The sequence below is a fragment of the Pedobacter rhodius genome (assembly GCF_027213645.1).
GTDB classification, from domain to species: Bacteria; Bacteroidota; Bacteroidia; order Sphingobacteriales; family Sphingobacteriaceae; genus Pedobacter; species Pedobacter rhodius.
In genome coordinates this window covers 228,781-245,518 of the sequence record NZ_JAPWGL010000002.1, presented here as the reverse complement: position 1 = coordinate 245,518, position 16,738 = coordinate 228,781, and the positions used below count along the sequence as shown (strand labels likewise).

Sequence of the window (16,738 nt, the reverse complement as noted above, 5' to 3'; positions counted from 1 at the left end):
GGTTAGGTATCATTCGGCTAAAGCCGCATTTTTTTTCGTATTTTTTGCTTGATAAATATAACCCGAAGCCAAATTATTAAAAATTTCGACTTGATTATCCTCCCAATCCTCATTCGCCTGTAACGCTTTTGCTAAAATTGATGCAACCGTTTTACTCATTTCCATAGCAGCCTGTGCATCAATAAATAAAACCCTTAACCTTCTGCTCAGGATATCTTCAACTGTTTCTGCCATTTCATTTTTTATGGCCCAAACAACTTCCGCTTTATTGTACGGAAAACGGGGGTGAAGCTTTGAACTCAGGTCGGGGTTTTCGGCCATTAATGCTTCAATTCCTGCCCTGTCGGTGCCGTATATGTCCAGATAGTTCCCGTCTTTAAATTCCGTACAACCATGTATCTTTAAATTTTGTGTTAAACAATTTTTAGCCGGAAGATTTGCATGTTTTATGGCTAAGTCAACTGTTTCTTCAGCCATACGGCGATAAGTTGTCCATTTTCCGCCGGTTATGGTTATTAAACCTTTGCCCGATACGATTAACTTATGGTCGCGGCTAATTTCCTTAGTACTATTTCCGTCGGATTTTGTTGGTGCAGCCAAGGGTCTTAAACCTGAAAATACACTTAAAATATCTTTTTCAGTTGGTTTGTTGCTGAGGTAATCTGATGCGGTATTTAAAATAAAATCTACCTCTTCTTTCAGCGCCCGCGGCTCAAGGCTATGTTCATCAAGGGGTGTATCTGTTGTGCCAACCAATAAATGTTTGTGCCATGGCACCGCAAATAAAACCCGTCCGTCCGACGTTTTTGGAATCATTAATGCCGATTCACTATCCAAAAACTTTTTGTCCAGAACGATATGCACACCCTGACTTGGCCGAACCATGTTTTTCGCATCCGGGTTGTTCATTTTTAAAATATCATCAACAAAAACGCCCGTTGCGTTAATGACTACTTTTCCATAAAAGGTGGTTCTTTTACCTGTTAAAACATCTTCCGTATCAATCCCCTTTATCGTATCGCCATTTCTTTGTAAGCCGATTACCTTCGTATAGGTTAGCAGGATAGCACCTTTTTCTACTGCGGTTTGGGCGATATTTATGGCTAATCTCGCATCATCAAACTTACCATCAAAATAACGGATGGAACCTTTTAAACCTATGGCTTTTATGCCCGGGAGCCGTTTTAAAGTTTCTTTTTTTGATAAGAATTTAGATTTTCCAAAGCTGTATTTGCCAGCAAGCCAGTCATAAAGGGTTAAGCCTGTCAGGTATTTTGCAGTCGAAAACCAGCTATAGCAGGGGATAATAAATTCCTCTTTGCCGACCAAATGAGCTGCGTTTTTTTGTAATAAACCGCGCTCTTTTAAGGCATGTTTTACCAGTCCGATATCGCCTTGTGCCAGATAACGTACACCACCATGCACCAGTTTGGTACTTCTGCTGGATGTGCCCTTTGCAAAATCCGATTGTTCTACCAGCAAAGTCTTATAGCCCCTGCTTGCCGCATCTAAGGCAGTGCCCAGGCCTGTTGCACCACCACCAATTATGATGATATCATAAACAGCATGTTCATAAAGTACCGGATTGTGAATTCTACTCATTTAAAAAGGCAAAAAATAATAAAACGAAACAATACGCAATTATAAGTAATACTAATCGAAATAATATAATATCATCGTTAAAAAATTATTATTTTATTTACTCAAATGATTTGACAAATTGTTTAATTTGCCCCATTGCAAAAAGCGCATTTGTATTATGATGAATTTAGCTGAAAGGCACCAATTAATATTAAGCCGTTTACAAAGGGATCAATATATTAATGTTGTAGACTTATGTAAGGAATTGAAAGTTTCATCTGTTACCATTAGAAAGGATTTAAAACTACTTGAAGACAAGAGTTTGCTTTTCAGAACACATGGCGGTGCCACCATGAATAATCCGTATACGGTAGACAGGCCGGTAAATGAAAAAGAAAAAATCCAGTCTTCAGAAAAGAATAAGATAGGCGCAGCAGCAGCAGAATTATTAAATGACAACGATTCTATTGTCATCGCATCAGGCACTACAGTATTGTATTTTGCCAAGAATATCCAGCCTGCTGCTAACCTGACTGTTGTTACTTCGGCTTTAAATGTGGCTTTAGAATTGATGAGAGAACCCAGTATAGAAGTAATACAATTGGGTGGTATATTAAGAAAAAGTTCTTCATCAGTAACAGGTAGCTATGCGGAGCAGGTTTTAGGCGATTTCTATTTTAATAAGTTGTTTTTAGGTGTCGACGGTATCGACCTGGATTTCGGATTAACCACTACAAATGCGATGGAAGCGCATTTAAACCGGAAAATGATTAGCGCATCGCAAAAAACCATTGTACTGGCCGATTCTTCGAAATTTGGTAAAAGAGGCTTTGGTAAAATATGCGGATTAGAAGAAATTGATCACATTATTACTGATAAAGGAATTTCTGAACAAATTGTAAAACATTTAGAAGGTTTAGGTGTTACTGTAACTATCGTATAAAAAAAATTACCCTATAAAAAACCAAACAATAATTTGAATTATGTCAAAAAGGAGAATACACATTTTAGAAGATGATCAGGAAATCAGAAACGTGATTGAGATTCTTTTAAAAGAAGAAGGATTTGAGCTTCAGCTATCATCATCATTTTCGGAGTTAAAAAAGAACATTCAGGATGCCATGCCCGATTTATTTTTGCTGGATGTAATGTTGCCGGATGGAAATGGTGCTGAAATTTGTGAAGATTTAAAAACGGATATTTTTACTAAGCACATCCCTATAATCGTAATGTCTGCACAAAATAACAGTGAGCAAAAAGCAATTGATGCATTTGCTGATGCTTATATTAGTAAGCCATTTGATATTTATGATGTTCTTGAACAAATAAATACTTTAATTGATAGGAGCCGGGCGAACAAAGCAGAAAAAGCTTAATCTAAAATCGATTGAAAAGGAAGCCGTATCACACTGATGTGATACGGCTTTTTTGTTTGCAATATAATGTAGTGATATATTGTTATAACCTTATATTGGCAGAAGCTATGTTGCCTGCACAGCGTATTAAGGTTCCTGCCTGCGCGGGAAAGCGGTATTGTAGGTGTTAAGTACATGGTTGAGTCGCTTCATCACTCGCCGATGTCCTGTTTGTATTTCAAACACCATAAATAGATCTTACTATGCCGTCATTCCCAATTTAGTTGGGAATCCTAAAGCGTTAGCTATGTTACAAACGCAGATTTTAATTTTAAAAGCAGGGATTTCTGTATAGCGCATTAAGATTCCCACCTGCGTGGGAAAGACGTATGGGAGGAATTAAAATTATAGTTGGTTCAATTCGTCATTTTTTCAACGCCCCGGTCTGTGTCTCACAGACCGGAACCGTATGAAACCCATTGAATTATTTTTTTTGTTGCGATAAAAAAGTAACCAGTGATGCCAATTCATCGTATGATAAAGAATTAGCCAGGCCTTGCGGCATCATAGAATTTTCCATTTCCTTACGCGAAAGGATATCACTCGTTTTAATGTTAAAAACTTCACCAGCGATATTACGCATCACTATTTTTGCCGCGGTTTCTTCCGTAATAAAACCCATGTACGTTTTATCGCCTTTGGCAGTAATCATAACGGTGGCAAAGCCCTGCGATATAGAAGCATCTGGTTTTAAGATAGATTCAGCAATTTGCTCCCGATTCATAATGGAGCCAATTTGTCCCATAAAAGGGCCTTTCATTTTCTCTGTTCTGCTCAGGCTATGGCAGGCGATACAGCCCTGGTTGTTAAAAATTGTTCTTCCTTTAAGCGGATCGCCCTGCAGTTTATTGATCGCCAGCAAAACATCTTCAATAGAAGACTTGCCAACCTGTCCTTTTTTGTTTTTGATTTTCTCTAAATCGATTTTAGGCTCTTCGGTTGCGGCTAGTTTCTCTTCAACCGCAAATGCTGCAATGTCCATTCTGTGTCGTGCATCTAAATCAACAAAAAACTGTTTTCCCTGCGCATCCGCTTTCGCCCATTCGTCTTTAAGTAATTTTTCAATAGCCGGGGAACCTGCCCAGGTTACCGATTTATAATAGGGCCCGTGTGAATCCGGACGGGTTCCCCACCACCAGCTTGCATCATAAGCTTCTTCCTTTTTATACAGGCGCGCCAAGGTTGTAAGGATTTGTTTTTTTAATTTTTCATCTTTTACAGTTGCATAGCTTTTAATTAAACCATCTACGGCTTTTTGGTTGTGCATGTAGCGTAATGCCCAAAGTGCCAAATCAGTGTTATCCGCTCCAACAGCTGCCAGGCAGGCGTCCGTGGCATCAAGGCTTACCAAGGCCTGAACCGCCAGGTGCGGCAAAATTATTGATGAATTTGGTGTTGCATGCGGGCCTTCAATGTCTTTTGAAGGTGCTGTAAATGAAGCAGGCACTTTCGTTTGTAAGAGGGCAGGTGCCGCATCTGTTTTGCCAAGTCTGTTTAAACCAACAATTGCAGCAGCCTGAACGCGTGGCGAAGCATCTTTTAAAGCGGCTAAAAAAGGTGCCGATGGAACTTTATCCAGGAAATCTTTTCGATCTGTAAGTGCTTTTAAAGCAAATTCCCGAACTGTTTCGTCTTTTGTCAGCTCAACCAGTTCATTTATTCCATTTTCCTTAGTCAATTGAGCGTAAGTAAAAATGCCTGCTACGCGTGCATACAATGGCAGATTTTTATCTGCGGCGATTTTTAATGTAACAGAGGTGGCTTGCTTGTCCGAACGGCTCAGTAATTCCTGTGATGCCGTAACACGGGCTACGGAACTATTCGATTTTAGTAATTCAGCCAGTCGCTTAACGGATAGTTTTTTTACGTCTGGAAACGCTTTGTAAGTCCAGTTATTAGGCACGGCCCGGAGTATAAAGCCTTTTGTTTCACTTCCCGAATAACCTGCACCATCCCAGGCCGATAAATAAAGCCTGCCAGAGCCATCTACATCCAAATCGGTAATTTGAGGGATTTTTAGAAATTCTTCATCCTTTTGTGTAAAAGTTGGTCCGTCTGGCGTAACCCTGTGGATATAAAGCATACTTCTTCCCCAGTCGGCCATCATCGGTACGTTATTATATTTTTCGGGCCAGTTGGGTTCATTCATAAATAATGCACCGGTTCCCGAACCGCCGCCTAAATCGGCCAGTGCCGGGATAATTTCATCTGTAAAATGCTGGAACAAAACCGGATACCCATATTCACCCGTCTGGATATGATGGGAGAAACGAACATTCCAGCCACCGCCATCGTTTGTATTTTCTCTGGTGAAAACGTTCATATAAGGGTCAATTGCCACATCGTAAACGTTTCTTGTACCGTGTGTAAATATTTCCATTTCCGTTCCGTCAGGACGAACGCGCACCAGGCCGCCGCCTAACATGGTTAGCTTTTTACCTGAACGGTCGACGGCGTCGTGGAAGCCGAAATCGCCAACTGAAATGTAAATCCAGCCATCAATACCCATTCTGATTCCGTTGGTCGCGTGGTCTGTTCCCCGCTCGCGGATGTATTTCGCATTACTGATGTGTTCTATCAACGGTTTCTCTGGACCATCTGCTTTCCCGTCACCGTCATTATCTTCAAAAACAACCAGGTTCATTCCGGTTGCTTCCTTGGTTTCTTTTGAAAAGGTCGTATGTAAAACAAATACTTTATTGCCCTGAACAATAATTCCACGTGGATTATCTACATCCGCAAAAGCGATATGTTCATCTAATTTACCATCATTATCCTTATCAACCAGTTTTAGAATCCGGCCTTTTCCAGGGTCTTTACCTAACGAACCGATCATATCTACCCCGACATAAACTTCGCCGGTTGGCGCCACCGCAAGACAGGCAGGACTAGGGGTAATGTTAGGACCGGCAAATGTAGAAATAGTAAGTTCTGTTGGGTTTGGTTTAGAGGTAGTCGGTTTGTTGAAGAAACTTAATAATCCCAATACGATTATGGAATAGATTAAGCTTAAAGAAAATTTCATCATTTTGTTTTATTACGGCTGGTTGTTTATAGTTAAAGATTTTTCTAATTTAATAAATTCACATTTCATCATTAAACTTAATTATAAATTGGACTAAAACAGACAATAGTTGGTTAATATCAGACCTTTTTTATCAGGTTAGTGCTGGTGAAATGAATCAGAAACAAAGGCTAAAACATTCGGCAGGGACTCACGCCAGTAAGTCCAGTTGTGACCTCCATTTCTGATGCGGAACTCATGTGGTATTTCTTTCTTTCGCATGGCAATGTGTGCGAGTGAATTGCCTTCGTAAAGAAAGTCATCATCGCCGCAATCGATATACCAGTTAACCGCTTTTTTTTCGGTATCCGGCATATTGTTTAAAAGTGGCAATACATTTTGTGTGTTGTAATAGTTAGTTATGGTTGCATCATCTAAGCCTGGATTTGCTTTTTTCAGCGCGTTTTGTGCATCAGTTAAGCTTAAAAACCCCAGGTAGGCACTTAAAGGACAAGCAGATGAAAATAATTCGGGATGGTGTAATGCATAAACAAAAGTACCTCCGCCACCCATCGATAAGCCGGCTATTGCACGCGAACGTTTATCCGTTTTAACCCGGTACTTTTTTTCAACAAATGGCATCAGTTCTTTGAAGAAGAAATCCTCGTAATTCCAGTCACCTTTTATATCATTAAAATAACCCCTGCGACCAGTGTTTGCGTCGGGCATGACAATTATCATTGCGGTTGATGTTCCGTTTGCAATGGCTTTGTCTGTAATATTTAAAACCTCGCCAAATTGTACCCAACCGGTTTGATCATCACCCGCGCCGTGAAGCAGGTATAAAACCGGGTAGCTCCGGCCGGAGGTTTCATAATCCGGTGGCAGGTAGATGGCAAATTTCCGATCGCTTTTTAAAATTTTACTTGGTAAGCTCAGGTTATCGTAAACTTTTCCGGACTGGGCAGATGAAGTTAGGGGATACAGGAAAAATAAAATAACAATTATATTAAATATCTTTTTCATAATTAATTTCCAAAAAACAAGTTTATAGCTGGTTGTAGTTGTAAATCTAATTATAAAGGAGAAGAGAAACTAAATGTTGTGTAATTGTTACATCAATTGTACTTTAATTAATTGTTTTAATTTAATAGTTTAAAGCATTGATTAGCAATTTCATATTCTTCATTGGTCGGAACAACCAGAATGCGAACTGATGCGTCGTCCATGCCAATGTCGAGCAGTTCACCCTGGTAACTTTTATTTTTATCCTTATCTATTTTTATACCCAGGTAATCCAGTTCATCACAAACAGCGGCCCGCATTTCGACATCATTTTCGCCAACCCCGGCGGTAAAAATAATGGTATCAATCCCGTTTAAGCTCGCCGCATACGCACCGATAAATTTTTTTATTCTGTAGGCATATAACTTTAAAGCCAATTTTGCTTTATCTTTCCCTTCACCGGCCAGTTTATTAATATCCCTCATGTCGCTTGAACCGCCTACACCGAGTAAACCAGACTGTTTATTGAGCAAAGTACTTAACTGTTCCAGAGTATAGCCCGAGTGTTCCATTAAATGAAAAATAACGGATGGGTCAATATCCCCCGATCTCGTACCCATCATTAAGCCGTTTAAAGGGCCGAAACCCATGCTGGTATCGATCGATTTGCCGTCTTTTATGGCCGTAATGCTGCAACCATTACCTAAGTGAATGCTGATGATTTTTGAATGCGGTTTCCCCAGCCAATTTATAGCCTGCTCGCTAACATACTTATGGCTGGTGCCGTGAAAGCCATAAACACGAATACCGTGTTCGCTGTAGTACTGCTCCGGAATTGCGTAACGGTAAGCCGCTTCCGGTATCGTTTGATGAAAAGCAGTATCGAAAACGGCAATTTGTTTAGCTGATGGAAATGTTTGTTCTGCAACTTCTATGCATTTATAATTCACCGGATTATGTAAAGGCGCTAAAGAAAATAATTTCTTAATCTGTTTTTTAACTTGATCTGTTATCAAAGTAGCGCCGGAGAAATGCTCTCCACCATGCACCACACGGTGACCCACAGCTGCAATATCTCCAGGACTTGCAATTACGGCATGCAGTCCTTCAGATAGTAATGCTAAAACTTGCTTTAAACCTTCGCCATGACCGGAAATGAAAGCGTCTTTTTCAATGCTCAGTTTTTCTCCGGCAGGAAATACCGAATGTTTTATAAAAGAACCTTCAATGCCAATACGCTCTACTAATCCACTGCAAACGGGCTGCGTAGACGGCATTTTAAAAAGCTGGTATTTTATCGAACTGCTTCCTGAATTGATAACTAAAATATTCATAATTATTTAATATCCTGACATTGAATGGCTGTAATCACTACGGTATTAAAAATATCGTCGACGGTGCAGCCTCTGCTTAAATCGTTAATTGGTTTATTTAATCCCTGCAGCATCGGTCCGATTGCCAATGCACCGGTTTCCCGCTGAACAGCTTTGTATGTGTTATTCCCCGTGTTTAAATCAGGGAAAATTAAAACGCTCGCTCTTCCGGCAACTTCAGAACCGGGCATTTTTTGCTGGCCAACAAGCGGATCGACCGCTGCATCATATTGAATAGGGCCTTCAATCTTTAATTCCGGATGCCTTGCTTTAACAATGGCCGTTGCTTCCCGAACGCGTTCTACATCTTCACCTTCACCGGATGTGCCCGAAGAATAAGATAACATGGCGATTCTTGGCTCTATCCCAAATTTGGCACTGCTTTCTGCAGATGATATGGCAATTTCTGCCAGTTGCTGAGCGGTAGGGTTTGGGTTTACTGCGCAATCGCCAAATATGGCAACCCTTTCGGGCAAACACATAAAAAATATCGAAGAAACAACGGAAACACCTGGTTTGGTTTTTACAAACTGTAAAGCCGGTCTGATGGTATGCTGGGTCGTATGCACCGCACCGGAAACCATGCCATCGGCATCGCCTTTATACACCATCATGGTGCCGAAATAAGAAACATCCGTCATCATATCCCTGGCCATTTCCATATTTACGTTCTTATTCTTACGTAATTCGTATAAACTTTCTACATAATTATCGTACTGTTGAGAATGTGCAGGATTGTGGATGTTAATGGCATTAATGTCGAGGTTTAAACCCAAACGCTTAATGGATGTGCCGATTTCAACCGGGTCGCCCAATAAGGTGATGTTTACCACATCCTGGGTGATGAGTTTTTCTACGGCCTTTAAAATCCGGTCGTCGTTTCCTTCGGGCAAAACAATGTGTTTTTTCTCACTCTTTGCCCATTTAACCAGGTTATACTGGAACATGTGCGGGGTAATGCCTTCATAACTGAAGGTAATTATTTTATCATCAAGCGCCTTTAAATCCACGTATTTTTCAAAGAGTTCAATTGCCAGTGCAATCTTCTTTTTGTTATCAATAGTAATTTTAGAATGAATAGACCCGATGGTTGTAGTCGTTTCAAATGTTCCCTTCTGAACGGATATGATAGGAATAATGGTTTGTAACCCTTCGATAAGTTTAATCATCGGTTCATCGGGTAAGCTCCCCGCAGTTAAAACAATACCTGCAATTTTTGGATAGTTAGCCGATAAATTTGCCTGTAAGGAACCGATAATAATATCGCCGCGGTCGCCAGGAGTAACAATAAGTAAATTATCCTTAATGTGCCTTAAAAAATTAGGCAGCATCATGGCCCCGGTTACGAAATTATCAACCTGGTTATCCATCAAATCAGCACCGAAAAGAATTTCAGCATCTAAGGCGGCCGTAATTTCTTTCATCGTAGGGCTTTGCAGTCCGCTTTCGATGGGGATAACGGCTATTAATAATTCTGCCGGTAACTGGTTGCTTAAGGCCTGTTTAATGCGTTCGGCTTCATCGGGATTGACCATGTTTGCTACCACACCCAAAACCTGGACATCGCGTAAAAGAAAATTCCGGTAAATGTTTATGGCCGATTTAAAAAGCTGACTGGCGGTTTTATTTTTTCCTGACACCACAATTAAAACCGGTGCACCCAGGTTTTTAGCCATCAGCGCATTCGATTCGAATTCGAAAGCCATGCCTTCACCCAGGAAATCGCTTCCTTCAATAACAGTGAAATCGTAATTGTCTTCCAGTTTTTTGTATTTACTGATGATGGTATTAATGATGTCACCACTATTTTGATACTCATGCAGCATATCCTGGCGGGTAAATGCAAAGGCATCTGCATATTTAACCGGAAGTGAGAAATAATCGAGCATGGCTTCTACGTGCTCATCTTTTTTGCTAAGATCATCCTGCGCGATAATGGGTTTGAAATAACCAACTTTCTGCGTTTTAGCCAGCAACATATTAATCATTCCGAAAGCAATTACCGACTTGCCGGTATAGGGTTCTGCTGAGGCGATAAAGATGTTCTTAGTCATACGGATTGTAATTAATTATATGGGTAAACCAACGAGTGGCAAGATAGTTGGAAAAATTTAAAATGAATATGGATAAATGAGATTTTGTTTAGAATTATTCTGGATAGAAAGGTAGGTCTTCAATAGGATTCTCCTGCAGAAAACGCTACAGCCTGCGGCCGTCAGGGGTATCTGCAGAAAGTTTTAAATCTAATTATCTATCTGCGTTTATCCGGGAAATCATTGAGAACCTAAAAAATAGATGCCACGGAAACACGGATTTCTATGGAAAAGGTTTTTAAGCTAATTATCTATCTGCGTTCATCCGCGAAATCAGCGGGAACCAAAAAATAAATGGCACGTAAACAAGTATTTACACGTAAAATTTAAAGTAATTATCTATTTTCTTCAATCTGTGAGATCAGGGGAAACCTAAAAATATATGCCACGGAAACATGGATTTCTATGGAAAGGTTTTTAAAGCTAATTATCTATCTGCGTTCATCCGCGAAATCAGCGGGAACCAAAAAATAAATGCCTTGGAAACATGGATTTCACGGAAAAGGTTCTTAAACTAATTGTCTATCTGAGGGATAATTTATTGCATAAAATCAATATAAATGGCAGGAAATCCCCTTTAGTTCCCGTCATCTGATAGCTATCGGATCGAGATGACGGCTTTTCTTTCTACCGCAGGCACAATGTCATTAAGTTATTAATCATTATGTCAGTCTGAGCCTGGCGAAGGCCATTCTATAATCAAAAACAAAAAATATTTGTCCTTCGAAAAATTCAGGATCACAATATTTTTATTTTCTCCTAATTAACGACATTGACCGCAGGCAGGGATTTTCACAGGAAATGTTTATTCTAATTCTCTATTTGCGTAAATCCCCCCCGAAATCATTAGGAACCTAAATATAGAAAACGCTGATTCCGAAGAGATAATTCTCCGAAATCAGCGGGAAAATAATCAAATTTTAAGGGTAAACCATTACTCGTATTAACCGTAATGAATTCAATTGAACAAAGTATACACCCGGCATATAATTGCCAGCTAAAGAAACATTCAACTCATCAGCATTAGCCTTAATTGTATTCGTTTGCAGTACCTTTCCGTATGCATCCCTTATCCTGACTGTAATGGTTTGATTCATCAGATCCTTGGTTAGCCTTACCGAAAAACGCTTATCAATTACCGGGTTAGGATAAACCGTTATTTTATCTGCTACCGGAATACCTGTATCATCAGGGGCCAGCACACCATATTTATCTGGCGTTGTTTTTGTACTTGCCAGCATTGAGCCAGAGGCTGTTATTGTGAGCGTTTGACTAACTGATGTTGCAGGCGCATAACTACTGTTTCCGCTTTGTGCTGCTGTTACAACCGAGCTACCGGCAGCTTTAATATGTACCTTTCCGTTAACTATAGTTGCTGCTGTCGTGTCTGAACTGTTATAGCTTATGGCCAAACCTGATGATGCGGTAGCCCCCGGATCAAAATCAGCAGCACCGACCATCTTCTGGTCGATAGGGCTAAATGTAATCGTTTGACTAATTTTTAACAGGTCGGCAAGTTCCGTATCGCTTAACGCACGGTTATATATCCGGAAGTCATCATAAATATGATCGCTGTAAGGATCGGTTGAATACTGTGACTTACCTAAATAATTGTTAGTCGTTAATCCAAGGTCAGATGGCTTTATCGTGGCATTGTTATCCGTATATTGCAACGTTCCGTTCACGTAGAGTTTAAATGCCGATCCTTGCTGGGTAATAGCGATGTGTACCCATTGGTTTAGCGGTAATACATAAGGCATATAGCGATCGTTAGCACCTGTGGCGGCGGCAATTTTGTACCTTAAATTCGAACCTGTTTTAGGGATAAGTATCATAAAATTATTTGTCGAGGTACCAAAGTCGAAGATGCGGGTATTGTTTGACAGGTTAGATGGTAGTTTAACCCAGGTTGCAATGGTAAAATCGTTCAATGTGCTTACTACGCCGGTAGGTAACTTCAAATAGGAACTTGCAGATTTTACCAGGTTTAAGGCACCGGTCGGACCATCTTTACCGGCAGTCCAGGTACTCGTATTCATCACCGTTCCGTTGTATCCGCCCCAATCGTCTTCGGCGAAGGTTCCGGTATTTTCATTAAAACCAATATGGAGGTATTGCCCTGAAACCGGTGTTGCACTTAAGATGGCCGATTCTGCGCTACGACCTGCGGCATTAAACGCCACTATTTTGTAATAATAGGTGGTGCCATTAATCCTGTTCAAATCTTCATACCTTATGGCATCAACATTGGCTGCAATAACCGCGTAAGTACCGTTTGGGGTCGTTGAACGGGATACCTCAAATTTAGCATCATACATCAAATCCCAGGTTAAGACCACCTTGGTATCGCCGGAAGCGGCATGTGGATTTGTAACTACTGCTGGTGTAACCAAATCTTTAGTGGTGAGTTGCAGCACGGTTGAGTTAGGACTTTCACCTGCCGAATTTAAGCTGGTAACAACATAATAATAATTTGTACTCGGCGTAAGTGTTGTATCCTGATAGGTAAGTGCCGTTGTTTGTCCGAAAATGGTCGTAAAAGGACCAGTGGCACTTAAAGCGCGTTTAAGGTTATAGCCCCTTGCATTTACACCGGCATTCCAGGTAAGTTGTGTAATCTTTGATGATGTTACCGTACCTGTTAATGAAGTTGGGGCAACAGGGTCAGCATCTTTTGATATAATATGAATAGGAGAATAAACCGATTGCGTCCCGGCGAGGTTGAAGGCCTTTATTCGATAACTGGCTTTTGCAAATACACTGTCTACATGGGTTATCGTACTGCCATATGGGTAACCCGTAAATTCCTTAATGGGTATAAAATCTGCATCTACGCCGTTAACCAAACGTTCCAGTACGTATTTGGAACCCAGTTCGCCATTCAGATCGAGCCAGTTTAAAGTAGCGGTTCTATAATTATTACTATTGATGGAACTATAAATTTGCGGCGAAGCCAATTGCCAGTTGTGTACCGCGGCCATTGCCGGGTTATAGGCCAGTGCAGATTTATTGGCATAGTAATACTTTCCTGCCGGTGTAAGCGTATCGGCCAGCACGAGCGAGCGTTTATACTGTACCCAATCGTATTCAGCATAGCGTTCTATAAAGGAGGCTGTATCTAATACGTTAAGGATACCCTTTATATCGTTAAACTGTTTTTGTAAGGCCTGGGTGGTGTCTGCCGGCCAGCTTTCTGTGGTCCAGTTGGCACCGTTATTCCATTCTGTTATCCAAAGCGGTCGTTTTACCCGGTTATAAATATTTTTTAAACGCGTATACCATTGTTGCGGTGTTTGTCCGCCCCAGTAACAATGTATGGCTACCACATCAACCCGCAGATTTAGCGAATCAGTTTTAGCCAGGAAGTTGGTTATCCAGCTGCTCTCTGGGTTAGCGGGTGACGGCGAGCCTATACGCAAACCTGATTTCATCATTTCAGGCCATTGCTGTATGGCCTGTGCTACCGTCATGTTCGACTGGTCGGCCTGATCGGGTTCGTTAAAACCCAGTAAATGATTTACATTTTGCTTGTTTTTAATATCGCCCCAGGCTGGCCATCCGGCATTTTGCCGAATTATTGAATAGTTGTAATCGGTACTTTCTGCACCGCCAATGTTCCAGTCGTAGTACCAGGTGGCACCTACCTGCGCCGGCGACCAGCCGGCTTTTCCTTTTTTACTTACATAATCCCATTTAAACACTCGGATGAACGAAACCGTCGCATCAAGCCCTTGTGGCATGGTGTTTACAACAAGGTCATCATCATTGGCTATGAATACCCGGCTGTACCCGGATCCGTCAGCGTTATTGGCTAATGTTGCCATGTAACCCCGTTTCAGTTTAAAAGATTTAATCGCATTATTAAATGCGCCCAAACTATCATTATAAACAGAAATCTTATAGCTTTTATTGGTGCCGCTTAAGTTGGTACCGGTATAAACCTGTAGCGCCTGTGTTGAGGTTATATTGCCGTTAGGGATAATGACGGTACCATTTTTATATATGGATATCCTCACGTCCGGATTGTTTGCCGCCGGCACGCCATTTATACTTACATAAGGCAGCCAGTTGGCAATAACCAGCGAGGGCCTGATGTTGTCAAAAAATAACCAGGCATCGTTGGAATTTAACTGTACTGTAGAGTTAATTAATGGAGAACCTGCACCTGTTAGATGCATATCTGTTTTGCCCGGTACGATAAAGTTGGTGTTGGAGGTTGGTAAGAAACTGGCAGTACTTCCGGTTACAATCAAATCTTGTTTGGGTGCAGCTGCAGGTGCGGTGGGGGCGTAGGCACCATCATCATAAGTTACCGATGAAACGGATATATCAACTGCCCCGCTCAGGTAGTTTTTGCCAAATATAAAACGTGGTTTAACTTCATATTTATTGAGTGATAAATCGGCGATAGAAAAAAGTGCCCAATCGCCGGTGATGGTTAAGTAGTAAAGGCCTGCTTCTTTAGAGGTAAAACTAAAGGTTTCTTTGTTCAGTACCCTGGTGCCGCTGGTTACAAAAGTATAAGTACTGAACCGATCAGCTACGGCTGTCGTTTTACCTATGCCTACTGTAATGTTTTTGCTCCCGGTCGCATTTGAAACATAGGCGTGAAGCATGGAGAGGTTGTAACTGGTATTGGCTTCGAGCATTACCGGATAATTGTATGCCGTACCTGAAATACTGCTGCCATCCCAACGGATATACAACACACGCCCGGTATAAGTAGCACCATTATAGGTATGCAGGTTAGAGCCCGACGATGCATTAATGTCTACATAGCGTGTACCGCCCGAGCCGTTTGCTGTATTAAACACCGTAGTTGAGGTTGTTCCGGTGTAACCCCAGCTATACGCAGCCGGCGAACCGGCATTATTGGGTGCCATGCCGGCCCAGTTCGGAATTAATGAAGAAGCTAAATTCTTATTCAGCGAAAGTTCGGCGATGGAGAATAGCCCCCACGGACCGGTAAATGTCAGGTAATAGGTGCCTGCTTCCTGCGAAGTAAAACTGAAATTCTCCCGTTTTAAGTCTGCCGTACCGCTGGTTACAAAATTACTGGAAGCAAACCTGTCACTGGCGGAGGTGGTTTTACCTATGCCCACCGTCAGGGTTTTGCTGCCGGTTGCATTTGAAAGATAGGCATGCAGCATGGAAAAATTGTAAGTGCTGTTTGCTTCAAGCGTTACCGCATAGGTATAAGCAACCGAAGCCAGTGTGCTGGCATCCCAACGTACATAAAACATACGGCCATTATAAGTTGTACCGTTATACGTATGCGGACTTGCACTGGCGCTTACATCAACATACCTGGAACCACCTGCTGTACTGTTTGCAGTGTTAAACAAGGTGGTTGATGTGGTGCCGTTATAAGCCCAGCCATAATCGCTTGGTTTACCCGAATAGTTTCCGGTAACGCCTGCCCAGCCCGACATTAAATTGGGACCGGCCACCGTGCCCTGTATAACCGAACTTTCTGCGCCGCCAACTATATCATTTATGGTTGAAAGCGGTTGCGATTGAATATAGGCACCATTCTGGTAAATGTGTGCGCTATCTTTTCTAACTGCGATGCGAATGGTTTGGTCAACCCCTGCTTTAGCTGTTGAAATTGCGGTAATTGCGCTCAGCGGGGCCGAAGTTTTAAGGTTTGCAGCATCCAGCGACAAGCGGTATCCCCTGGCTTTAGAATTTCTGACATCGATATCAAGGCCACGCCCGGTGGCCGAATTCACCTTCCCGACAAGTTCTAGCGTATATTCGCTAAGCGACGGACGGTATCTGATAACCGTATCTGCCTGTGTAGCGTTTGAAAACGTACGCGAGCTGAGAATCGTTTGGCTTAAGGTGCCCTTAACGGGTAAATTAGGCGCCTGTGCAGCTAATGTTAAACTACACAAGAAAAAGGCTACCGAGAGTAGAAGTCTTTTCATAATTTCTGTTTTATTTGGTTAGACTATCGGCAGGGTTTAAACATACATTTTATCCAAAATATCTTTATCGCATATTGAACAGATACATTTCAACAATCAATAATTATTTTTCAGACGCTGATGTATTTTTTAGAAAGACCAATTACAAAATTTACCTTTCACCAGCTTATAGTTATACGAAATAAGCTAATTATGAGCGGATTAACAGGGGGTATTTCCATCTTTTTAGAGGGGTATTTCGATAAAATTTGCCAATGTTGATCGTGCTTTGGAGTTTACTTCATTGTCTGATTAAACAGGAAGGCATGTGTACTCTGACTTAAAAAAAACTCTTAAA

General features: G+C 41.4%; 8 protein-coding genes. 2 read left to right on the top strand and 6 right to left on the bottom strand.

The features are described 5' to 3' along the window. Window positions 1–9: 9 nt before the first annotated feature. Window positions 10–1,602: a glycerol-3-phosphate dehydrogenase/oxidase gene (locus O0931_RS06585; protein ID WP_269414768.1), complete on the bottom strand. Its 1,593-nt coding sequence runs from the start codon at window positions 1,600–1,602 to the stop codon at window positions 10–12. 157 nt (window positions 1,603–1,759) lie between these two features. Here O0931_RS06585 and O0931_RS06580 point away from each other — a divergent pair, with 157 nt between their 5' ends. Continuing rightward, window positions 1,760–2,524, top strand: coding sequence for a DeoR/GlpR family DNA-binding transcription regulator (locus O0931_RS06580; protein WP_269414767.1), 765 nt, complete (start codon window positions 1,760–1,762; stop codon window positions 2,522–2,524). A gap of 40 nt (window positions 2,525–2,564) precedes the next feature. Continuing rightward, a complete protein-coding gene (locus O0931_RS06575; RefSeq protein WP_269414766.1) occupies window positions 2,565–2,957 on the top strand; it encodes a response regulator transcription factor in 393 nt (130 codons plus the stop codon). Window positions 2,958–3,420: 463 nt separating this feature from the next. Here the strand turns inward: O0931_RS06575 and O0931_RS06570 are convergent, their stop codons facing one another. The 5 genes from O0931_RS06570 to O0931_RS06550 all read right to left on the bottom strand — a co-directional run bounded on the left by O0931_RS06570 (window position 3,421) and on the right by O0931_RS06550 (window position 16,401). Continuing rightward, on the bottom strand, window positions 3,421–6,024 hold the full coding sequence (locus O0931_RS06570) for a DUF7133 domain-containing protein (RefSeq protein WP_269414765.1): 2,604 nt from the start codon (window positions 6,022–6,024) through the stop codon (window positions 3,421–3,423). 135 nt (window positions 6,025–6,159) lie between these two features. Then, window positions 6,160–7,026, bottom strand: a complete 867-nt coding sequence (locus O0931_RS06565) for an alpha/beta hydrolase (protein WP_269414764.1) — start codon at window positions 7,024–7,026, stop codon at window positions 6,160–6,162. A 116-nt stretch (window positions 7,027–7,142) separates the two neighbouring features. Then, window positions 7,143–8,339, bottom strand: a complete 1,197-nt coding sequence (locus O0931_RS06560) for an acetate/propionate family kinase (RefSeq protein ID WP_269414763.1) — start codon at window positions 8,337–8,339, stop codon at window positions 7,143–7,145. 2 nt (window positions 8,340–8,341) lie between these two features. Continuing rightward, window positions 8,342–10,432: a phosphate acetyltransferase gene (gene pta / locus O0931_RS06555; protein ID WP_269414762.1), complete on the bottom strand. Its 2,091-nt coding sequence runs from the start codon at window positions 10,430–10,432 to the stop codon at window positions 8,342–8,344. A 959-nt stretch (window positions 10,433–11,391) separates the two neighbouring features. After that, window positions 11,392–16,401 (bottom strand): glycosyl hydrolase, encoded by a 5,010-nt coding sequence (locus O0931_RS06550; RefSeq protein WP_269414761.1) that lies wholly within the window; start codon window positions 16,399–16,401, stop codon window positions 11,392–11,394. Window positions 16,402–16,738: the final 337 nt, after the last annotated feature.